The sequence below is a fragment of the Paenibacillus sp. J22R160 genome (assembly GCF_059692135.1).
Genome location: NZ_JCAUAU010000004.1, coordinates 364269 through 384767, shown reverse-complemented (window position 1 = coordinate 384767; position 20499 = coordinate 364269). Strand labels below are relative to the sequence as shown.

At 46.4% G+C, this 20499-nt stretch carries 21 protein-coding genes; 18 read left to right on the top strand and 3 right to left on the bottom strand.

The genetic code is table 11. The features are described 5' to 3' along the window. Nucleotides 1-11: 11 nt before the first annotated feature. Nucleotides 12-884 carry a YitT family protein gene (locus AC58UW_RS12445; protein WP_497420969.1) on the bottom strand — a complete coding sequence of 291 codons (873 nt, stop codon included), beginning with the start codon at nt 882-884 and terminating at the stop codon, nt 12-14. A gap of 114 nt (nt 885-998) precedes the next feature. Here AC58UW_RS12445 and AC58UW_RS12440 point away from each other — a divergent pair, with 114 nt between their 5' ends. The 14 genes from AC58UW_RS12440 to AC58UW_RS12375 all read left to right on the top strand — a co-directional run bounded on the left by AC58UW_RS12440 (nt 999) and on the right by AC58UW_RS12375 (nt 14063). Further along, nucleotides 999-1337 (top strand): nucleotide pyrophosphohydrolase, encoded by a 339-nt coding sequence (locus AC58UW_RS12440; protein WP_127451427.1) that lies wholly within the window; start codon nt 999-1001, stop codon nt 1335-1337. Nucleotides 1338-1399: 62 nt separating this feature from the next. Then, on the top strand, nt 1400-1909 hold the full coding sequence (locus AC58UW_RS12435; protein WP_497420968.1) for a tetratricopeptide repeat protein: 510 nt from the start codon (nt 1400-1402) through the stop codon (nt 1907-1909). A 26-nt stretch (nt 1910-1935) separates the two neighbouring features. Beyond that, complete coding sequence (dapB, locus tag AC58UW_RS12430) at nt 1936-2739, top strand: 4-hydroxy-tetrahydrodipicolinate reductase (protein WP_497420967.1); 804 nt, start codon at nt 1936-1938, stop codon at nt 2737-2739. Between the two features lie 27 nt (nt 2740-2766). Further along, the gene (locus tag AC58UW_RS12425) at nt 2767-3186 is read left to right on the top strand and encodes a methylglyoxal synthase (protein WP_497420966.1); all 420 of its coding nucleotides are present in this window, start codon (nt 2767-2769) and stop codon (nt 3184-3186) included. Nucleotide 3187: 1 nt separating this feature from the next. Next, the gene (gene bshB1, locus AC58UW_RS12420; protein ID WP_497420965.1) at nt 3188-3880 is read left to right on the top strand and encodes a bacillithiol biosynthesis deacetylase BshB1; all 693 of its coding nucleotides are present in this window, start codon (nt 3188-3190) and stop codon (nt 3878-3880) included. A gap of 20 nt (nt 3881-3900) precedes the next feature. Further along, nucleotides 3901-5073 carry an N-acetyl-alpha-D-glucosaminyl L-malate synthase BshA gene (bshA, locus tag AC58UW_RS12415; RefSeq protein WP_497420964.1) on the top strand — a complete coding sequence of 391 codons (1173 nt, stop codon included), beginning with the start codon at nt 3901-3903 and terminating at the stop codon, nt 5071-5073. A 29-nt stretch (nt 5074-5102) separates the two neighbouring features. Continuing rightward, nucleotides 5103-6386 (top strand): CCA tRNA nucleotidyltransferase, encoded by a 1284-nt coding sequence (locus AC58UW_RS12410; RefSeq protein WP_497420963.1) that lies wholly within the window; start codon nt 5103-5105, stop codon nt 6384-6386. A 74-nt stretch (nt 6387-6460) separates the two neighbouring features. Further along, a complete protein-coding gene (locus AC58UW_RS12405; RefSeq protein ID WP_497421196.1) occupies nt 6461-7429 on the top strand; it encodes a biotin--[acetyl-CoA-carboxylase] ligase in 969 nt (322 codons plus the stop codon). A 257-nt stretch (nt 7430-7686) separates the two neighbouring features. Beyond that, nucleotides 7687-8541: a 3-methyl-2-oxobutanoate hydroxymethyltransferase gene (gene panB, locus AC58UW_RS12400; protein WP_497420962.1), complete on the top strand. Its 855-nt coding sequence runs from the start codon at nt 7687-7689 to the stop codon at nt 8539-8541. Between the two features lie 27 nt (nt 8542-8568). Next, nucleotides 8569-9432, top strand: coding sequence for a pantoate--beta-alanine ligase (panC, locus tag AC58UW_RS12395; protein ID WP_497421195.1), 864 nt, complete (start codon nt 8569-8571; stop codon nt 9430-9432). A gap of 5 nt (nt 9433-9437) precedes the next feature. Further along, nucleotides 9438-9821 (top strand): aspartate 1-decarboxylase, encoded by a 384-nt coding sequence (gene panD, locus AC58UW_RS12390; protein ID WP_315949310.1) that lies wholly within the window; start codon nt 9438-9440, stop codon nt 9819-9821. Nucleotides 9822-9900: 79 nt separating this feature from the next. Next, a complete protein-coding gene (locus AC58UW_RS12385) occupies nt 9901-10494 on the top strand; it encodes a tetratricopeptide repeat protein (protein ID WP_127451445.1) in 594 nt (197 codons plus the stop codon). Between the two features lie 90 nt (nt 10495-10584). Continuing rightward, the gene (dinG, locus tag AC58UW_RS12380; protein ID WP_497420961.1) at nt 10585-13446 is read left to right on the top strand and encodes an ATP-dependent DNA helicase DinG; all 2862 of its coding nucleotides are present in this window, start codon (nt 10585-10587) and stop codon (nt 13444-13446) included. Continuing rightward, entirely contained in the window at nt 13443-14063 is a 621-nt protein-coding gene (locus AC58UW_RS12375) for a redox-sensing transcriptional repressor Rex (RefSeq protein WP_497420960.1), read from the top strand. The genes dinG and AC58UW_RS12375 overlap by 4 nt, the downstream gene beginning before the upstream one ends. A gap of 389 nt (nt 14064-14452) precedes the next feature. Here AC58UW_RS12375 and AC58UW_RS12370 read toward each other — a convergent pair whose 3' ends face one another. Both AC58UW_RS12370 and AC58UW_RS12365 read right to left on the bottom strand, forming a co-directional pair. Beyond that, entirely contained in the window at nt 14453-15454 is a 1002-nt protein-coding gene (locus AC58UW_RS12370) for an inorganic phosphate transporter (protein WP_497420959.1), read from the bottom strand. A 64-nt stretch (nt 15455-15518) separates the two neighbouring features. After that, a complete protein-coding gene (locus tag AC58UW_RS12365; protein WP_497420958.1) occupies nt 15519-16145 on the bottom strand; it encodes a DUF47 domain-containing protein in 627 nt (208 codons plus the stop codon). 244 nt (nt 16146-16389) lie between these two features. On the opposite strand from AC58UW_RS12365, the gene AC58UW_RS12360 reads away from it, so the two are divergent. The 4 genes from AC58UW_RS12360 (at nt 16390) to AC58UW_RS12345 (ending at nt 20364) form a co-directional block, all read left to right on the top strand. Continuing rightward, on the top strand, nt 16390-17685 hold the full coding sequence (locus AC58UW_RS12360; RefSeq protein ID WP_497420957.1) for an amidohydrolase: 1296 nt from the start codon (nt 16390-16392) through the stop codon (nt 17683-17685). 38 nt (nt 17686-17723) lie between these two features. Beyond that, the gene (locus AC58UW_RS12355; protein ID WP_497420956.1) at nt 17724-18218 is read left to right on the top strand and encodes a cell wall elongation regulator TseB-like domain-containing protein; all 495 of its coding nucleotides are present in this window, start codon (nt 17724-17726) and stop codon (nt 18216-18218) included. Between the two features lie 114 nt (nt 18219-18332). Beyond that, nucleotides 18333-18863, top strand: a complete 531-nt coding sequence (locus AC58UW_RS12350; RefSeq protein ID WP_497420955.1) for a hypothetical protein — start codon at nt 18333-18335, stop codon at nt 18861-18863. Next, nucleotides 18856-20364 (top strand): AAA family ATPase, encoded by a 1509-nt coding sequence (locus tag AC58UW_RS12345; RefSeq protein ID WP_497420954.1) that lies wholly within the window; start codon nt 18856-18858, stop codon nt 20362-20364. Before AC58UW_RS12350 ends, AC58UW_RS12345 begins: the two co-directional genes overlap by 8 nt. Nucleotides 20365-20499 lie beyond the last annotated feature (135 nt).

The following is a 20499-nucleotide window of genomic DNA, read 5'->3' as shown; positions in this document are numbered from 1 at the left end:
GCTCAACCTTTTTATTGTGCCTTAAAGCCTTCGCCTATCACATCATGGACTTCCCCAATGATGATAAAAGCGCGAGGATCGATTGACTGTATGAGCTCGCGAAGACGTCTTGTTTCATGGCGGTACACAACACAATACAAGACTTCTTTATTGTTGCCGGAGTAAGCGCCCCTAGCTGGGAACAAAGTCACTCCTCGATCTAATTCTTTTGTAATGGCTTCAGATAAAGGCACTGCTTCTTCACTGATAATCGTAAATGCCTTAGCCGCATGAGCGCCTTCGGATATGTAATCAATGAGGCGGGAAGTAACAAAGACGGCAACAAGTGAATAGAGGACCTTCTCCTTTGGCAAATAGAGAAAGGAAGTACCAATTACGACAACGTCGATAATTAAGATGACTTGTCCGACACTCCAGCCCCTCTTCTTATTTCCGATCCGAGCCAGGATGTCTGAGCCCCCTGTTGTGCCTCCGAAGCGAAAGACAAGGCCAAGTCCGGTACCTAACGTGATCCCGGCATAAAGTGTGACTAGAAAGTAATCCTGTGTGGTTTGAAACGGGATAAGCCAGTTGTTATGTATGAGCTGTTCCATCACCCAGAGGAAGAACGACAAGGAAACTACGCCGTAAATCGTGTACAACATGGTTCCTTTCCCGAAAACACGCCACCCGAGATAAAATAGGGGGATATTACATACTAAGGTAGATATGGAAGGAGGAACGTTGAGCACATATTTGAGCAGCAAAGCGATGCCTGTAACGCCGCCTTCCATGAGCTCATTTGAAATAACAAAGTAATGTAAACCAAACGCATAAATCGCGGTGCCAATCGTAATGGCAAGTACATTGGTAAATTGATCAGCAAATCGTTCCTTAAAAATCATTTCGTTTCCTCCATACCTGATGGTTCACATCAGTCAAAAAAATTTGTCAACTTTTCTTGTTTAGTTTAACATAGTAATGATATCTTGGTGAAGAAGAAGGAAAGAAGGGTGAACATGTCGGAGCGCACGCTGAAAGATATACAGAAGGAAGTCGATACTTATATTTCCCAGTTCAAGGAAGGATATTTCAGTCCTTTGGCTATGCTCGCTAGAATGTCCGAAGAAGTGGGGGAGTTAGCCCGTGAAGTGAACCATACCTACGGTGAAAAACCGAAAAAGAGCACGGAAGCAGACAACTCCATTGAGTTAGAACTGGGCGATATTATGTTTATAACGATCTGCTTCGCGAACTCGCTCGGGATTGATTTGACTGAGGCGCATGATAAAATCATGCATAAGTTCAATACGAGAGATGCGGGTAGATGGACTAAAATTAACACCGAAATTACATAAGCTTCATAAACTATACCATCCCCTCTGAAGGGAGAATCTCTTTCGATAAGGAGGATGGGCAGATGAATGGAGAAGATCAAATACAGAAAGCGTACGAATCTATACTTTCACAAGACTTCGAAAAGGCTATCGAATGGTTTGAAAAAGCGATAACCGCAGAACCCAACAATGCTGCCTATCACTACAAACTATCGATAACTTATGCAAGAAGCAATAAGCTAAGCAATGCCATTGAACATGCTTCAAGGGCTACCGAGCTGGAACAAGAAAATCAAGTGTATCGCTATCATTTGCAAGTGCTGCACGCCAGAGAATTGGTTGATAAAGCTCGCAGGCAGTTAAGCACGCAATCCGAGCATGCCGAAAGAGCGATTTTCTTGCTGAAGGAAGCAATTGTGCTCGATCCTCTGACGATTGAAGCCTATCTGATACTTGGGGAAGCTTTTGCTTTCCGTAAGGATTACGGGAGAGCCTATCAAACGGTGATGGAAGCCGTTCGTTTAGAGCCGAATCACGAACTAGCCAAGCAGCAGGCTGCTCGCTACCAGCAAAAGATGAAAAATAGAGTTTGAAACATACACAAAGGAGAAACATCGTCATGGATCGTAAAATTCGAGTAGCCGTCATTGGGGCAAGTGGAAGAATGGGGAGAGAGGTTGTAAAGACCGTACTCACGGAGTCCGATATGGAGTTAGTGGCGGGAGTGAACCGCTCCTCTGGCCCAATTGATCTTGGAAGAATGGTAGGGTTTGAAGAATGCGGCGTCAAAATGAGCAATGATTTGGAACTTGCACTAACCGAATCCAAACCGGATGTCTTAGTGGATTTTACTGGACCTCAAACGGCGTTCTCACATACAAGTTTGGCGATTCGGTTAGGCATTCGTCCTGTGATGGGGACTACAGGATTCACACCGCAGGATATTGCTGAGTTGGACAAGCAGTGTCGGGAAAAAGAAATCGGCGGAATTATTGCTCCTAACTTTTCCATTGGAGCTATTCTGATGATGAAATTTGCCGCGCAAGCATCTAAATACTTTCCTCATTTGGAAATAATCGAGTATCATGGCGACCAGAAGCTTGACGCGCCTTCAGGAACTTCCGTGAAAACCGCTGAACTTATTTCTGAAGTTAGAGAAGAGATGAGACAGGGTAATCCGAAAGAAGAAGAAACGATTGAAGGTTCGCGCGGCGGGTATTACAATGGGTTTAGAATACATAGCGTACGTCTGCCGGGTATTTTTGCTCAACAGGAAGTCATTATGGCTGAACAAGGGCAGGCACTTAAGATTAGACATGACTCATATGACCGTGCTGCTTATATGCCTGGCGTAGCTATTGCTGTTCGTAAAGTAATGACATATAGCGGTATGATTTATGGATTCGAGCATTTTATAGATTAAGAAAGTCCTAGGGGAGTGGAAGTCAGAATGTTAAATATCGCGCTAATCGCTCACGACCGCAAGAAAGATGAGATGGTCAATTTCGTTACGGCGTATGAGCATGTCTTTGCAGGTCATAAATTATATGGAACAGGCACGACAGGACAGAGAATCATGGATAATACGAAGCTCGATGTCCATCGCTTTATGTCGGGTCCACTTGGCGGAGACCAGCAAATTGGTGCTTTGGTCGCCCAAAATGAAATGGATCTGATTATCTTTTTGCGTGACCCGTTAATGGCGCAGCCGCATGAGCCGGATATCATTGCACTATTACGCTTATGCGATGTTCAAGGAATCCCGTGCGCAACCAATATTGCCACAGCGGAAATCCTCGTTAAAGCGCTCGATCGCGGGGATTTTGGATGGAGAGAACTCGTACATAAATATAAACCGGGACTTGAATAAGATGAGCGAACAATTAGATATTCTTATTTTTGGCGCACATGCGGACGATGCCGAGATTGGGATGGCTGGAACGATTGCGAAGCATACCGCGATGGGCTATCGGGTGGGCATTTGCGATCTAACCTACGCAGAGATGTCCTCTAATGGGACGGTTGAGACAAGGAAAGAAGAAGCAGAGCAAGCAGCACAACGATTAGGACTGACCGTGCGAACGAATCTGGGGTTACCGGATCGGGGCTTGTTTGTGACTCCCCATCATATTGAACAAATTACGGCTGAAATACGGAAGTATAAGCCTAGAATAGTCTTCGCTCCTTATTGGCAGGATCGTCATCCCGATCATATTGCTTGTTCGGCACTCATTCAAGAGGCTGTATTTAATGCTAAACTGCGCAAGTATTTGCCGGAGTCTGATCCGGTCAATGTGGAGAACCTGTATTTTTATTTTATTAATGATGTGTACGAAGCTGATTTCATAGTCAATGTAACAGATTATTATGAGACCAAAAAGGCGGCATTGAGCGCATATCGTTCGCAGTTTGTGACGGGGCAAGGTTCCGTTGCGACACCGCTTAATCAAGGTTATGTAGAACGTGTAGAGGCTCGTGACCATTTAATGGGACAAAAACGTATGCTTCAGTATGCAGAAGGTTTCGTCTCTAAACTGCCTATGGTGGTAGATCGATTCGAGTGATCGGGAAAAGAGGTGCAAAAATGAACGATAAACTTAAAATTGGAATCACGTGTTATCCGACGTTAGGCGGTTCAGGAGTCGTTGCAACAGAACTCGGTAAACTGCTTGCCGAAAAAGGCCATGAGGTTCATTTTATTACGCACAGCATGCCGTTTCGCCTGGGTAAATTTCATAAAAATATTTTTTATCATGAAGTGGAAGTCAGTCAGTATTATGTATTCCGGTACCCTCCTTACGATCTTTCCCTTGCAAGCAAGCTTGCACAAGTTGCGAAGATGGAAGAGCTCGACCTGCTGCATGTTCACTACGCGATTCCACATGCCGTCTGTGCTCTGCTGGCCAAACAAATGGTTGGAAGCAAGCTGAAGGTCGTAACTACGCTTCACGGAACGGATATTACTGTACTGGGTCAAGATCAATCCATTTCAGATTTGATTCGATATGCAATTAATGAGAGCGATGCGGTTACGGCGGTGTCGAAGGATTTAATTAAGGAAACTAGGGAATTACTGGATATTGACCGTGATATCGATTTGACCTATAACTTTGTCGACAAAAGGGTGTATTACCCTCGGGACGTTACGAAGCTTAGAGGCGAGTTTGCTAGGCCGGAAGAAAAGATCCTCATTCATATTTCCAATTTTAGGCCGGTCAAGCGCGTTCAGGATGTCGTGGATATTTTCTCGAAAGTCAGCAAGCGAATTCCTTCAAGGCTTCTGTTTGTAGGTGAAGGTCCTGATTTATCCAGAATAATTGCCCAGGTCAAGGAGCTAGGTCTTAGCGATAAGGTCACGTTCTGCGGCAAACAGGATGATGTATCACAGGTGATTTCGCTTGCTGATGTGATGCTCCTGCCTTCGGAGAAAGAAAGCTTCGGACTGGTCGCTCTGGAGGCTATGGCTTGCGGAGTGCCTACCATTGGCTCAAATGCAGGGGGGATTCCGGAGTTGATTACTCACGGGGAAACCGGTTATCTGGCCAATGTGGGCGATACGGAAGCGATGGCAGATCATGTCGTGAACCTGCTCAGCAACCAAGTACTGTATGAGCAAGTGGTGCAAAATTGTTTGGACCGTGCCAGATTCACGTTTTGTAATGATATCACCACACAACAGTATGAAGAAATTTATTATCGCGTATTGGGAAGAGAACTTCCGGAATCTCATCGGATTACAGCCTCATCCTGTCAATAAGAGGATGTACGCTGGATAGGAGTAACATGTTGGATGCTGGAAAAATATTGGAGGGAGATCGAGGCGCTTCCCATGTACTGGCAAAGCTTACGGAGGCAGGTTATGAAGCTTACCTCGTAGGCGGCTGCGTACGGGACGCCGTGCTTGATCGTCCGATTAAAGATATCGATATCGCTACATCAGCCTTGCCAGAGCAGGTGATCGCCTGCTTCCCGCGGACGGCGCCGACAGGACTTCAACACGGAACTGTCACGGTCATCCTGCAGCAGGGGACATATGAAGTAACGACGTTCCGCCAAGAGGCGGAGTATGAAGGCTTTCGCCGCCCGGCTTCGGTCGCCTATATCTCCGACTTGACGGAGGATCTGAAGCGGCGTGATTTTACCATGAACGCGATGGCGATGAACCGCGCAGGTGATGTGATCGATCCGTTTGCCGGGCAAAAGGATCTCGCTTTAGGCGTGCTCTGCTGCGTAGGTAAAGCGGAAGAACGCTTCGGCGAAGATGCGCTGCGCATGCTTCGCTGCATTCGCTTTGCCGCGACCTATGAACTGCAGGTCGAGGAGAGCACGTGGCAGGCGCTGCTTGCGCAAGCCCCGCTGCTACGCCACATCGCTATGGAGCGCGTGCGCAGCGAGCTCCAGCGCATGATCGACGGCCCCGCCCCTGCGCGGGCCGTCAGGCTGCTTCTGGCGAGCCGCCTGACGGCGCACCTCAAAAAGCAGCTACCGCTGCCTTTTGAGCGCTGGCTCGCCTGGGATGACGCGCTGGACGCTGTCAGCGCGCTGGAGGGGCAGCATGACCGCTGGTCCATGCTGCTGATGCTCCTGGAGGTGCCGGCGGACGTGGTCCGCACGGCGCTCCAGGAGCTGACCTTCTCCCGCGCCGACGGCGACGCGGTAGAGGCCGTATTGGCCCTGCGCGAAGCAGTGGCCGCCTTACCGTCAGACCCTGCTCAATTGGAGCGGGTCTGGAAGATTGGCGCGGTGCGCAGCGGCATCGCCGCCGCTCGCGCGCTGCTGCGGCTGCTGCGTGTGCTGCAGCCGAGTAACGGTCAGCGCGGCGAGCTCGCGCTGTTCCTTGAAGCAACCGCGCCGGAGCTGGTGCGCCGCGGGGAGGTTTGGCTGAGCGAGGTTCCCTGCTTCAGCCTGAAGGAACTCGCCATATCCGGCAAGGATCTGGCGTCAGAGCTGGGCATGCAGCCGGGCCCGTGGATGGGCAAGCTGCTGCAGGACTTACTTGAGAGAACCGCGCTCGGGGAATTGCCGAACGAGCGAGAATTGCTTTTACAAGCCGCGCGTGCTGCAAAGTAGCAGTGCGCGTGGTTTTTTTCAACGCTTGTTTTTTCAACAGGAAGTAGTCTAGTCATTTAATTGGAGTGAAAAAGATGAATGAGCGGATTTTAGAACTATTTCAGGAATCCCCGGAAACTTACGTGTCTGGTGAGGAAATTAGCCGTAGACTAAACGTCAGCCGAACAGCAATTTGGAAGCATATCGAAGAGCTGCGGGCAGCTGGATATGAATTTGAGGCAGCCCCGCGCAAAGGTTATCGGTTGGTGAGCAAGCCGGATAAATGGCAGGTGGCCGAGCTGCTGCAGGGACTGAAGACGAAAGTGCTGGGACAAAAGGTGCATGTGTATGGGGAAGTTGACTCCACCCAGACCATTGCGCACACGCTGGTAGCATCAGGGGCGTCTGAAGGCACACTCGTGCTTGCTGAGGCACAAACAGCCGGGCGTGGCCGAATGGGGCGCGCGTGGCATTCTCCGGCCGGTAAAGGCATCTGGATGAGTCTGGTGTTAACGCCAAAGGTGCCTGTTTACTTCATGCCCCAGCTAACATTGCTGAGCGCAGTCGCGCTTTGTCGGTCGATCCAGAAAGTATGCCGCGTTGACATTGGGATCAAATGGCCGAATGATTTGCTGATCAAAGGGAAGAAAGTCAGCGGTATTTTGCTGGAGAGCAGCGGTGAGGATGAACGGCTAAAGTATGTCATTGCCGGGATTGGGATCTCTGTGAATTTGAAAGTCGAGGACTATCCGGAGGAATTGCGTTCGATTGCAACTTCCTTGGCGATTGAATCTGGATCGGATATCAAAAGAGAAACGTTGGTACAAGCCTTTCTTTTAGAATTCGAAGAGTTGTATGCTTTGTATTTGGAAAAAGGTTTCTCGCCTATTCGATTGCTATGGGAAGCGTTGAGTGTCACTCTCAAGCGTCCTATCCGAACCCATACACCTAATGGTGTGATAGAGGGTATTGCGGACTCCTTGGATGACTCAGGCGCGTTAACGGTGATTAAAGCGGACGGAGAGAAAATCAAAGTCTATTCTGGTGATATTGAACTGCGTTAGAAAAGTTGAGGTATCATTTGGAAGCTGCATTTGGTATAATTGAATAGCGAGGCGGTATCCTTAAAGGAACTGCACTTGCTAGTATACAAGCGTAGTAACATGTTCAACTCAGCCGAATAACGAGTAAACAAGATGTTGGATTCTGCTCTGAGCCCACGGGACCGAGACAGAAGAATCATTGGATTCTTTCTGCACGCGATCCTTTTAGCTCTTAGCTAAAAGGTTTTTTTATTTTATATGAGGAAGCTGGGATACAAATGGAAAAGCGGAAGCCGCTAACAACAGCCAGAATGAGAAAAATGAAGCAAGACGGCGTACCTATTACGATGGTAACGGCTTATGATTACCCGTCAGCTCGCTTGTCGGAAGAAGCCGGCATTGATGTGATCCTCGTGGGAGATTCACTTGGAAATGTCGTACTAGGGTATGATTCGACCCTCCCTGTGACGCTCGATGACATGGTCTATCATACACGTGCCGCGGTACGCGGTGCTTCCAATACGTTTATCGTAGCGGATATGCCGTTCTTTACGTACCATGGAAGCCTGGACACCACCTTAAAAGGCGTCGCCCGGTTAATGCAAGAGGGTGGAGCGAAAGCGGTGAAACTCGAAGGCGGAGCTGAGATCGCAGCAACGGTCAAAGCGATCACAGAGGCTGGCGTTCCTGTTATCGGCCATCTTGGCCTAACTCCGCAGTCGGTTCATCAGCTCGGCGGTTTCCGCGTTCAAGGCCGCAGCTCAGAGCAAGCTGAGAAGCTGCTCAGCGATGCGAAAGCTATTGAGGAAGCGGGAGCTTTCGCGATTGTGCTGGAGCTGGTTACCGATGAGCTGGCCGAATGGATCACCAAGCAGTTGTCGATCCCGACAATCGGCATTGGATCTGGAGTTCACTGCGATGGGCAGGTTCTTGTCTATCATGATCTTTTGCAGTATGGTTCTGACAGTGCGCCCAGAAAGTTTGTCAAAGCTTACGCGAATATCGGGGAAACTATCCGTGAAGGCATTCGTGAATATGTCAAAGAAGTGAAAGAGCGGACGTTCCCTTCACAAGAAAATACGTTTCATATGGATAACGATGTAGTTCAATATTTGTACGGCGATAAGGAGTAGTGAGCGGCCATGAAAGCGATCCAGACGATGGAAGTGATTCATTCGATAGCCGATTTGCGTTCTCGTATTAGCGAATACCGACGTAAGAATGATGGATCTGTAGGTTTTGTGCCTACAATGGGTTATTTGCACGAAGGCCACGCCAGCTTGCTGCGCAAAGCGCGGTCCCAGAGCGGGCTTGTGGTATTAAGTATTTTTGTCAATCCGCTGCAGTTTGGTCCTGGAGAGGACTTTGAGCGATATCCGCGCAATACGGAGCGAGACCTTGAGGTTGCGGAGGCAGCCGGCGCTGATCTTGTTTTTATGCCTACTGTGGGTGAAATGTATCCGACTCCAACACGTACGACGGTTGCTGTGTCAGGGCTAACCTCGAGGCTCTGTGGAGCGTCGAGGCCGGGACATTTTGACGGCGTTGCGACAGTGGTTAGTAAGTTGTTCCATATCGTGCAGCCTGATCAAGCTTTCTTTGGACTAAAAGATGCCCAGCAAGTTGCCGTAATTAAGCAGATGGTGCAGGATCTGAATTTGCCGGTCGAAATCGTACCATGCCCTACTTTGCGCGAAAAAGATGGCCTTGCCATGAGTTCACGTAATGTGTACCTGTCGGAAGAAGAGAGGAAGCAAGCTTTAGTTCTTTCGCAAGCGTTGGATAAAGCAAAGGAATTCGTGCAATCACGAAGTAATTTCAATGCCACTGAGCTTGAAAGCCTGGTCAGCAGCCATATTGCGACAGCGCCATTAGCTGTTATTGATTATGCGGAAGTACTGGCATTTCCTAGCTTGGAACCTTTTGAAAACAGCACTCATACCGATTCAATCATTCTTGCACTCGCCGTTAAATTCGGCAAAACACGTTTAATCGATAATGTCATTTTACAATTGAGGAAGTGAAGTTTATGTTTCGCACAATGATGAAAGCTAAGATACACCGCGCTACCGTAACAGAAGCTAATTTGAACTATATTGGAAGCATCACGATTGATGAGGATTTGCTTGATCTTGTTGATATGCTGCCCAATGAGAAAGTGCAAATTGTTAATAATAATAATGGCGCACGCCTAGAAACGTATATCATTGCAGGCCCACGAGGGACTGGGGTCGTCTGTTTGAACGGTGCCGCGGCAAGGTTGGTGCAAGAAGGAGATACGGTCATTATTATGACTTATGCGATGATGACCGACGAAGAAGCCAAGAAGCATCAACCTACTGTTGCCATCATGGGAACAAATAATAAAGTTGCCCAATTGTTAAAAGCAGAGGAGCATTCCACCATCCTCTAAGATGGTCGCTTCCATGCATGAAATCGGCTCTGTTTACAAAGAATGAGGGTAAGCTTTCGAAGCAAAGGTGGGATGCCAAATGTTTAAGCATTTATTTTCCACAATGAACGAGGTTTTGGAAGAAATCCAAAAAGAATATCCGAATAGTGATGTGGAGAAAAGAGCGGAGCTTGACGAACAATTGCAAGTGTTGAAAACGATGAGCGATGAGTTCATTGAGGCGTGGCTGCTTTTTGAGGAGAAACTGGGAAAGTTCTATGGGGCCGTGCCGATCAGTACCCAAACCCTTCATAAAGAACTGATGGATCTCGATCTGTCTGGGAAGCAAACGGATGAATTTGTCCGGGGGCAAGGGTACTACAAGCTTTACATGTATGATCAAGCGATCAAGGAGTTTGAAGTCTTGATTCGCAGGCAGCCTGATTTCTTGTTGGCAAGGGTTTATTTGGCGATGGGGCATCTGCGTAAAGGGGAGTTTGGGGAGGCGTATAGGCACTTCAAATTCCTGCTTCCTCTAACGGATAACTCCAAGATGAAAGCTATTTCCTACAATGCCATGGGCGTCATACAGGTGCAGAATCAGAATATAGAAAAAGCTTTCGAGTATTTTCAAAAAGCGTACCATACCGACCCATCATGTATGGAGCCTCTCATCAATCTGGACGAGTCCTAAAACCAATGTGGCGATCTAGGTATTCCCTTTTCCTAATAAGATTTGGTATGCTAGGAGAAGTGCAGGACGAAGGGATTGAAGATACACGTCATGAAATTTGCAGTTTTGGATTTTGAAACGACAGGAAGTCAGCCTGCGGATGAAATCATCCAAGTTGGACTGGTCATTATAGATCAATTTCAAATTATCGACAGGTATACTTCTCTGGTTCATCCAGGGATGGGTATACCTTCTTCCATTACAACACTTACTGGCATTACGGATGAGATGGTTGCTGATGCTCCCACGCTTGATCAAGTGATGTCGGATATGTTTCCACTTTTGTTTGATTGCGTACTCGTTGCGCATCATGCAGCTTTTGATGTTTCTTTTTTGCAAAAAGGACTGACCAAAACCGGTTACCCGCCATTTTCAGGCCGAGTACTGGATACGATGGATATGCTTCGCATCTTATTTCCATCGATTTCCAGTCTTCAGTTGAGCATGGTAGCCGGTTTGTTTGGCATTGACCATGAACGGCCTCATCAGGCTGACAGTGACGCGGAGGTTACAGCTGAAATCTGGATTCGATGTCTAGAGAGGCTGATAGGTTTGCCACTCCTTACTGTTCAGCGGTTACAGCATATCTTCGAAAACAGCTCTAGCGACTTAGGTTGGTTTTTGGATGAAATATGTCTATATAAAGAATCGATTACAAGCATCGATACGGATACGAATCGTTATTTCCGCCAATTTACGCTGAATGTTACGGATTGGGGCGAAGAAGAGGACATCCGCGGCGCTTCTGATGAAGACGGACTCGGAGCTTCCTTCAAAGAATTCCAACAAGGCTTGAAAGTAGCGCTTCAGCAGAAGTTTGAAATTTTCGAAGAGCGAGAATCTCAGGAGCAAATGATCTACGAAGTGGAGAAATCGCTTGAGAACGATCAACATTTGATGATTGAAGCGGGAACAGGCACGGGTAAATCACTTGGCTATTTGATCCCAGCACTCTATTATGGCATCAAATATGAGAAGAAAGTGGTTGTCTCCACGCACACCATTAATCTGCAAGAGCAGCTTAGAGAGCGGGATATTCCGCTGTTGAAGGAGATTTTTCCAGTTCCCTTCAAAGCAGCGGTACTGAAAGGAAGAAGTCACTATTTGTGCTTGCGCAAATTTGAGACGAAGCTGACTACCCGTGATTACGAGAATGGCAAAGAAGATCCAGTCACAGCGGCACAAATGGTTGTGTGGCTGAGTGAAACGGAGCATGGAGACGAAGAGGAAATCCATTTTGGAAATAAAGGCGCTCAATTCTGGTACTCGGTTGCCAGCGATACAGATTCTTGTTTGAATCGGATGTGCCCATGGTACAAAAAATGCTTCTATCACCGAGCGCGTAATGACGCCAATACGGCTGATGTGATAATTACGAACCATTCCCTTCTGTTTACCGATATGAAGGCGGAGAACCGCCTCCTACCGGCTTACAAGCACCTTGTTATTGATGAGGCGCATCACTTTGAAGAAGTAGCCAGTAAACACCTTGGCATCGAGCTGCATTCCGCGGCGATGTATCATTCGTTGACCTGGCTTTACAAGGATAATCGGAGCGGACAATTGCCGATGCTCCGGTTTCGACTGCAGAAATCGGATGAGCAGCAAGAACGCGCTGCTGCATGGAGTCATACGATTGATGGACTCTTCCCCAAAATCGTACAGATCAAAGAGGATTGGGACCGGCTGAGCGAATCGCTTTATGAGCTGCTGTCGTCCAAAAGCGATCCGTCGCAAACGGAGAATTCTACTTATGTCCTCCGAATGAAGCCGGAGACTTTGCCTGCCAATTGGCAGGAGCTGATGACGATGGAGGACAATATTTATCTGAATGCGAATGATTTGCTGCGCACGCTTGATAAATTGTTGAGCGATGTGAAGGAGCATCAGGATGTGTTCGGGGTTCAAGGATTAGTGACGGACCTTAACGGAACGGTGAAAGAGCTTTATGAACATCGGGATGCTCTGCATTTCTTTATGAAAATGGCTGATGAGGGCTATGTGTATTGGATGGAAGCGGGAACTTATGCCAGAGCGAAATCGCTTCAGCTTTTCTCGATCCCGACGGACGTAAGCAGCTTGCTTCAGCAGCATTTCTTTGAGACGAAAGACAGCATTATCATGACCTCCGCGACTTTGTCCGTGAATAAATCCTTCCAATATTCAGCAGATCAATTGGGATTGGTGATTCCGCAGGATGAAGAAAGCGGTAAGCTCAAAACCGTTCAATTGCCTTCTCCTTTTAATTATCGGGAGCAAGCCTTGGTTGTTATTCCAAGGGACTTTCCAACGATTAAAGGAGCTGGAGATCCCGTATTCATCGCATCGCTCATTGAATCGTTAAGTGAAGTTGCTATCGTGACCAAAGGTCGAATGCTCATCTTGTTCACATCGAACCGGATGCTCAAGCAGATTTATGCCGGGATGAAAGACTATTTGAAATCATACGGCATTACCGTACTCGGTCAAGGAGTTGACAGCGGCAACCGCAGTAAATTAACCCGTATGTTCCAGGACAACAAGATGTGCGTGCTTCTCGGCACCAGTTCATTCTGGGAAGGCGTTGACATACCTGGCGATGCACTGAGCTGTTTGGCCATTATCCGTCTGCCGTTTCAACCTCCAAATCATCCGTTAGTCGAGGCAAAATGCGAAAATATTAAGAAACGGAATGAGAACCCGTTTATGAAATTTTCTGTGCCGCAGGCGGTCATTCGATTTAAACAAGGCTTCGGCCGGTTAGTTAGACGCGCATCGGATAAAGGGATTGTGATCATCTATGATACGCGTGTCATTGAAACCTTTTATGGCAAGCACTTCCTCTACTCACTGCCTGGACCCAAAATCGAGCATATGACAACCGAACAAATGTTACCTAGGATTGAGCAGTGGATGGGGGAGGCGCAGAAATGAAATCACAAAAAATATCGGAGGCTGTTGTTCGCAGGCTGCCCATTTATCTACGGTTCCTCAACGAGCTGGCTATGAAAAATGTCGCAACGGTATCTTCGCAGGATTTGGGTCAAAAGCTTGATCTGAATCCGGCCCAGATTCGTAAGGATTTGGCCTATTTCGGAGAGTTCGGCAAAAAAGGCATCGGTTACGATATTGCTTATTTGATCGAGAAAATTAGGCAGATACTCAAGCTGGACCGGCATATTCAGGTTGCTCTTGTTGGAGCAGGAAATCTTGGCCGCGCATTGTGCAATTATAATACTTATCTGCGAAATGATATGAAAATTGTCGCTGTTTTTGATGCGATGCCCTCTAAAACAGGAGAAACTATTAATAATTTGACGGTTCAACCGATGGCGGAAATGAAGACGGTCTTATCGGAGTTAGGCGTGCGAATCGGAATTATCACAGTGCCTGCTAGCGAAGCTCAGAATGTCGCCAATCAATTTGTTGATTGCGGCATTGAAGCAATTTTGAATTTTGCACCAGTCATTATTAAGGTTCCTTCAGAAGTTCGTGTGCACTATGCGGATTTTACTACGGAGCTGCAAAGCTTAGCTTACTATTTAGATTAAATGAAATTTAGAGGACTTTCAGGGAACTAAACGTCGCTATTTCTATGAAAAAGAGGCAAAAGAGGCGCTCTCTCGGTCATTGGATGACTGGGTTCGCCTCTTTTTTATGGAGCCGAATCGAATAGCAGGAAGAACTCCCTTTGTTTCAAGCATGTCTCCGCTAGATCTGACTAATAACTGGAAAAAATACTGTTAATCAGTCCCTTTAAACCTGTTTTCAGGCTCTGTTGTCCGCATTAACAGGAGAAATTCCATTTATTCATGCCTGTAGCTGTGATTTTCAACGATTTAGTGGCAGTATTTCCCGTAAAACCAAAAACGCACCCCAAAAGTTTGAAAAAAGGCTGTCCCTCGGTCATTAATTGACTCGGGACAGCCTCTTTCTTTATTTAGAAGATAAGTCTGAAGATAAGGAAGTAAAGGGTGTACGCGAGCGCAATGCTGATCGGTATGGTAATAACCCAAGTGATCAACATGCGGCTGACAGTACCCCACTGAACTTCATGGAAGCGCATGACACTGCCTGTCCCAATAATGGCGGAGGAAATAACATGTGTTGTTGATAATGGTTTTCCAATATGGGTGGAGAACTGAATAACGAGTGACGATGTTAAGTCGGATGCGAATCCGTTAATCGGTTCGATTTTTACAATTTTCCCGGATACGGTTTTAATAATTTTCCATCCACCGATCGAAGTTCCTAGACCCATGGCCAAAGCTGCTGAGATCTTGACCCATAGAGGGACGTCTAGCGTTGTTTGAACATCGGCTGCGACTAGACCGAATACGATAATTCCCATGGCTTTCTGTGCATCGTTACCGCCATGCGAATAGGAAAGTAATCCGGCAGAAATAATCTGTAAAGTTCTGAAAATACGATTAAGCTTGGATCTGGACGTATTTCCGGACCATATGACAATGTATTTGATCAAAAGCATGATGACGTAACCAAGGACGAAGGCAATGATGGGTGAAAGGATCAAGATGATAATGATCTGCGTAAAACCGCTCCAATTCACCGCGTGCACGCCAGCACCAGCGATAACCGCACCGGCTAGAGCTCCGAGCAGGGTATGAGAAGAAGAGGAAGGTATGGCAAGGTACCATGTCAACAGGTTCCATATAATCGCTGCGAGCAGGGCTGCGATTACGATTTCAACGCCATTTTCAATTTTGGCTGGGTTCGCGATACTGCCACCGACCGTTTTGGCCACTTTGGAAGATACCATTGCGCCAACAAAGTTAAGCGTCGCTGCCATGGCGATAGCTACCCGCGGGCTGAGTGCGCGCGTAGAAATGGATGTGGCAATGGCATTGGCTGTATCATGAAATCCATTAATGAAATCAAAAAGTAAGGCTAGTACAACAATTACGATTAAATAAGTTAACATGATTTCCTCCTAAGAGCTTTCCATGCGGAAAACTATCCTTCGTACACATCGACCGATTAAAGTCTTATGAATAACGAAGTACCACGCTGTCTAGGATATTAGCTACGTCTTCACAAGCGTCCGTTGTCTCTTCTAAGCGCTCGTAGATTTCTTTTAGTTTGAAGTCTTCGTACGGGTCTTTGCGTGTGATGAAAATTTGGCGAATTCCCTCACGCATCAAGCGGTCCCCGTCATTCTCAAGGGAGTTAATTGCAACCGTATGCTCAGGGATTTGCATATATTTCTTCTTCGCAAGCAGCTTGAAGGCATCAAGCATATGTTGGCAGGACTCCACAATGACAGCTGAGAAGTCTTTCATATAGGCATCTGTATGCGACACGTTCAAATAGTCAAAACGAGCGATTGTAGCTTCAATACCATCCGTGACATCATCCACTTTGGAGGCAAGAACCATGATGTCCTCACGATCGATCGGTGTAATGAAGACTTTATTGAGGCCCTTGAAAATTTCGTGAGTGATGGAGTCTCCTGCATGTTCTAGATCGTGAATGGACTGAACGTAGTCTATTGGGGGTTTGTCACCCATCATGGCTGTACGGAACAGCTGTGCAGTGTGCAATGCGTTCTCTGCAGCGCGGATGAGCAGTTGCAAGAAATCGACTTCGTTCTTTTTTGTGAATAACGTGGTCATAAATGCCTCCTAGTATTTACTATATGTACAAGATTTTGATCGAATTTATAAGATAAATAGACCAACTTGTTGAAAAAACTCACAAAGTTAAAAATATCATAACAATTGGAGGGAAAGCAACGAAAATTCCGTGACAATTTACAATTACTTAACATTATGCGCTTCCTTGATTTTACAAGCCTGAAGATGTAAAGTTTATAAAGCGGTATTTAATTTAGAATGAGCATAGAGAGGGTTTTTTAGTATGAAAAAAACATTAATTATGAACGGTCATTTCATTTCTACTATTGAAGGAAAATCATCTATCAAAGGCTGCATGGTCATAGAAGGCGATCTGATTACATATATCGGTGAACAAACTCCTGAACCCAAGGAAAACTACGATGAAATCATCGATGGTACGAATAAGTTGTACATGCCTGGCTTGGTCAATACCCATGGTCATGCCGCGATGTCGTTACTTAGAGGTTATGGCGATGATTTAGCGCTTCAAATTTGGCTAGAAGAGAAAATGTGGCCGATGGAAGCGAAATTCACGGCCCAAGATGTGAAATGGGGCACTAGCCTGTCTATTTTGGAAATGATGAAAGGCGGTACCACTACCTTCGTAGATATGTACGACCATATGAACGAAGTGGCAAAGGCTGTAGCAGAATCCGGGATGCGCGGCGTTCTTGCCCGCGGTGTGATCGGACTGTGCCCAGTTGATGTACAGACGGCTAAACTGAAGGAAGCTACTGAGTTTGCAAAAACCTGGCATGGAGCTGCGAACGGACGTATCACGACGATGATGTCTCCTCATGCGCCTTACACATGTCCTCCGGATTATATAGAACGTATCGTTCAAGCGGCTCACGATTTGAATTTGCCGATTCATACGCACATGTCGGAAACTAGCCGTGAGGTGCAAGGCAATGTGGACCAATACGGACTGCGTCCTGTTGCACATCTGGAGAAGATCGGTGTGTTCAGCAGACCAACGCTTGTAGCGCATGGTGTACATTTAACGGATGAAGAAATTAGCGTTCTAAAACAATATGATGTTCGCGTTTCCCACAATCCAGGAAGCAACCTGAAGCTTGCTTCCGGCGTAGCGCGTGTGCCTGAATTGCTTCGCGCTGGGGTGAAGGTTTCACTTGGCACGGATGGTGCAGCGTCAAATAACAATTTGGACATGTTTGAAGAAATGAGACTTGCCGCGTTGATTCACAAGGGAGTGTCTGGCGATCCGCTCGCTGTACCTGCTGCTGAAGCGCTTCTGCTAGGAACGAAGATGGGAGCGGAATCCATCTGGTTGGATAACGTAGGATTGCTGCAACCAGGCATGAAAGCGGACTTTATTGCGCTGGATATGGATCAACCTCATTTCTTGCCCAAAACAGACTTTGTTTCTCACGTTGTTTATTCCGCATGTGCCAAAGATGTCGTTGATGTCTGTGTTGACGGCAATTGGCTTGTTCGCAAAGGGGAATGCTTAACGATGGATGAGGAAAAAATTAAACGTGAATTTGAAATGTGCTTCGACAGATTAATAGGTTAGATGGTGCCGGCAGTTGTTTGGGGAGGTGAGCGGCGCTAATGGGTGCAAAGCGAACGAGAATAATTACTTTTGGCGTGTTTATTGTATTGACGCTTGGCGTTGTGCTCAGCCGCTTTTACTTAAATGTGCAAAAAGATCATTGGGACGGGAAACGCGTTGCGGTAGAAACTGCTTTTGAGAAAAGCATTATGACGAAAGCTGAAAAAGTGGATTTCTTTTATGGAGATGAGCCATTTCGGATCGTCTATGGGGAAGATAAGCTTGGACAAGGTGTCATTGTATGGGTATCCGATAAGGATGTTCACACCGAGATGGCTTCAGAAGGTTCCACGGAAGCACAAATTCGGGATGCCGTAACGAAGAAAAATCCGGGTGTGGAGATTGAGCGTGTCATGCCTGGGAAGCTTGGTCAGGAGTATGTATGGGAAGTTTTTTATAAAAAGATAGACGATAGAGGCACAAGATATTTTTATGATTATTATAAATTCAAAGATGGACTCTATCTGGATACATACAGACTCAGCCTGCAATAGGCTGAGTTTTGTTGTTTCCACTCATTTCATAAGGTCACTATATATACCGCGTGATATACTAATCGTATGGAATTGGACGCAACATAATATATCGAGAAAGGGGGACGTTGACTCATGAAGCTACGTCTCTTACCTGTCGTACTGAGTGTCATTATTTCTGCCGGCGTATTATTCGGAGGCTGGTTCGCTTATACAAGTTTCGCTATGGAAAACCCATTATCAGATATCATTAGTAAGGTTCCCGGGGTGACAAGCTCAACGATGAAATTGGATAAAGATCGTGTTGATATAGAAGTTAGCTTAAAGGCAGATGCGAATTTAAGAACAGTTGTTGAACAAATTAACAAAGATGGGGCATCGATTATTGGCAAACGCACCGTGAATATTCAAGTAAAGGATAATCCATCTGAGAAGCTTGATGAATGGTGGTCCAAAGCTTTATTCGAAGTCGCTCAAGCGATGGAGACCAAGCATTATGCGGACATCCCAACGACCCTTCAAAAGTATGCGTCTGATATGCCCAGTTTGAAGGTTGAAAGTGAAATGGACCAAACTTATGTTTATATTCGTTTGACAGATGGTGATGCCACAAAGTTCATTATGCTTCCTAGATCCACGCAGATTGGAGTGTGGCCGAATGAGTAAAATTTATAAAGAGATTGGTATAGGCGTTATTCCGGTATTGCTAGTCTTCTTAATTTTCTTAGGCGTCAATATTATCCCTATTTTATTTGTAGGCGTATTAGGTGTTTCCTTATTTTATATGATTAGAGGCCGCGGCGGTGTAGGCGTTTCTTCAGGCGGTGGCGGCGATCGTAAAAGCAAATCTCGGACACCAGCTTTTCTCACCTTCGATGAGATTGGCGGACAGGATCGTGCGAAGAAAGAATTGACGGAAGCATTAGATTTTTTGATTAAACACGAAGAAATTAAGAAACTGGGCATTCGTCCTCTCAAAGGGATATTGCTTACAGGTCCTCCTGGTACAGGTAAAACGTTGATGGCAAAAGCAGCAGCTCATTATACAAATTCCGTTTATTTAGCGGCATCAGGCAGTGAATTTGTGGAGATGTATGTCGGTGTAGGCGCAAGCCGTGTTCGTGATCTTTTTAAGGAAGCAAGAAGCCGCGCTGTGAAAGAAGGCAAGGATAACGCGATTATTTTTATCGATGAAATTGATGTTATTGGTGGTAAGCGTGATGGTGGTCAACAGCGCGAGTATGACCAAACATTGAACCAGTTGTTAACTGAAATGGACGGTATTCATACGAATGACGCTCCGCGTATTTTGATTATGGCTGCAACGAATCGTAAAGAAATGCTCGACAGCGCACTGCTTCGTCCTGGGCGTTTTGACCGTCATATTGAAGTTGATTTGCCAGATAAGAAAGGCCGCCTTTCTATTCTGAATATTCATGTGAGAAATAAGCCGTTGGGTGGCGAAGTTTCCTTAGATGCTATTGCGGAACAAACGTTTGGTTTCTCTGGAGCGCAGTTGGAAGGTGTTCTGAATGAAGCGGCCATTTATGCCATGCGTGAGGATAAAAAGGAAATTGAACAACATCATTTGGCATCTGCGATTGATAAAATCATGATGGGTGAGCGGACAGATAAGGAAACCGCGCAGGATGAGAAAGAACGCGTTGCTTATCATGAACTGGGCCATGCTATTATTGCTGAGCTCGTTCGTCCTGGTTCGGTTTCGCAAGTAACCGTTAGTCCGCGTGGGAAAGCGCTCGGTTATGTGCGCCATAACCCACCGAAGGATCATTATTTGTACACGAAGGATTATATCGAGCAGCAAATTATGATCGCTTTAGGCGGCGCCGCGGCCGAGGAAATCTTCTATGGCGGACGTAGTACGGGCTCGCGTAATGACTTTGAGCAAGCTCTTTCTATGGTGCGCAATATGATGGACTCCGGCTTAACGTCGCTTGGTATCATTGACCGTGAAATGGTCACCAAGGATCAATTGATGAAAGAGAATACCGCTATCCTAGATGCGCTGATGATACGCACGAAGGCGCTGCTGGAGCAGCAACGAAGTGTATTTGACCATTCCTTCGCTATTTTGATGAGGGAAGAAGTCATCTCAGGGGATACGTTCCGTAAATTGTTTGATGCTTCTGTTTCACAAAGTGCATAGGATTCCCAAAGGTTGTCACTGAAAATAGCGATAGAGCTGCTATTTTCGGGACAGCCTCTTTTTTATGCATGATTTGTGTCAAAGCTCGTAAAGCTTCCGCAAGGTTTTGTGACTAGTAATGAAATTTGGAACTAA

Bases quoted from the DNA above. Each gene is read 5' to 3' on its own strand.
- AC58UW_RS12445 (WP_497420969.1), bottom strand. From the start codon at position 884: ATGATTTTTAAGGAACGATTTGCTGATCAATTTACCAATGTACTTGCC.
- AC58UW_RS12440 (WP_127451427.1), top strand. From the start codon at position 999: ATGTCGGAGCGCACGCTGAAAGATATACAGAAGGAAGTCGATACTTAT.
- AC58UW_RS12435 (WP_497420968.1), top strand. From the start codon at position 1,400: ATGAATGGAGAAGATCAAATACAGAAAGCGTACGAATCTATACTTTCA.
- dapB (WP_497420967.1), top strand. From the start codon at position 1,936: ATGGATCGTAAAATTCGAGTAGCCGTCATTGGGGCAAGTGGAAGAATG.
- AC58UW_RS12425 (WP_497420966.1), top strand. From the start codon at position 2,767: ATGTTAAATATCGCGCTAATCGCTCACGACCGCAAGAAAGATGAGATG.
- bshB1 (WP_497420965.1), top strand. From the start codon at position 3,188: ATGAGCGAACAATTAGATATTCTTATTTTTGGCGCACATGCGGACGAT.
- bshA (WP_497420964.1), top strand. From the start codon at position 3,901: ATGAACGATAAACTTAAAATTGGAATCACGTGTTATCCGACGTTAGGC.
- AC58UW_RS12405 (WP_497421196.1), top strand. From the start codon at position 6,461: ATGAATGAGCGGATTTTAGAACTATTTCAGGAATCCCCGGAAACTTAC.
- panB (WP_497420962.1), top strand. From the start codon at position 7,687: ATGGAAAAGCGGAAGCCGCTAACAACAGCCAGAATGAGAAAAATGAAG.
- panC (WP_497421195.1), top strand. From the start codon at position 8,569: ATGGAAGTGATTCATTCGATAGCCGATTTGCGTTCTCGTATTAGCGAA.
- panD (WP_315949310.1), top strand. From the start codon at position 9,438: ATGTTTCGCACAATGATGAAAGCTAAGATACACCGCGCTACCGTAACA.
- AC58UW_RS12385 (WP_127451445.1), top strand. From the start codon at position 9,901: ATGTTTAAGCATTTATTTTCCACAATGAACGAGGTTTTGGAAGAAATC.
- dinG (WP_497420961.1), top strand. From the start codon at position 10,585: ATGAAATTTGCAGTTTTGGATTTTGAAACGACAGGAAGTCAGCCTGCG.
- AC58UW_RS12375 (WP_497420960.1), top strand. From the start codon at position 13,443: ATGAAATCACAAAAAATATCGGAGGCTGTTGTTCGCAGGCTGCCCATT.
- AC58UW_RS12370 (WP_497420959.1), bottom strand. From the start codon at position 15,454: ATGTTAACTTATTTAATCGTAATTGTTGTACTAGCCTTACTTTTTGAT.
- AC58UW_RS12365 (WP_497420958.1), bottom strand. From the start codon at position 16,145: ATGACCACGTTATTCACAAAAAAGAACGAAGTCGATTTCTTGCAACTG.
- AC58UW_RS12360 (WP_497420957.1), top strand. From the start codon at position 16,390: ATGAAAAAAACATTAATTATGAACGGTCATTTCATTTCTACTATTGAA.
- AC58UW_RS12355 (WP_497420956.1), top strand. From the start codon at position 17,724: ATGGGTGCAAAGCGAACGAGAATAATTACTTTTGGCGTGTTTATTGTA.
- AC58UW_RS12350 (WP_497420955.1), top strand. From the start codon at position 18,333: ATGAAGCTACGTCTCTTACCTGTCGTACTGAGTGTCATTATTTCTGCC.
- AC58UW_RS12345 (WP_497420954.1), top strand. From the start codon at position 18,856: ATGAGTAAAATTTATAAAGAGATTGGTATAGGCGTTATTCCGGTATTG.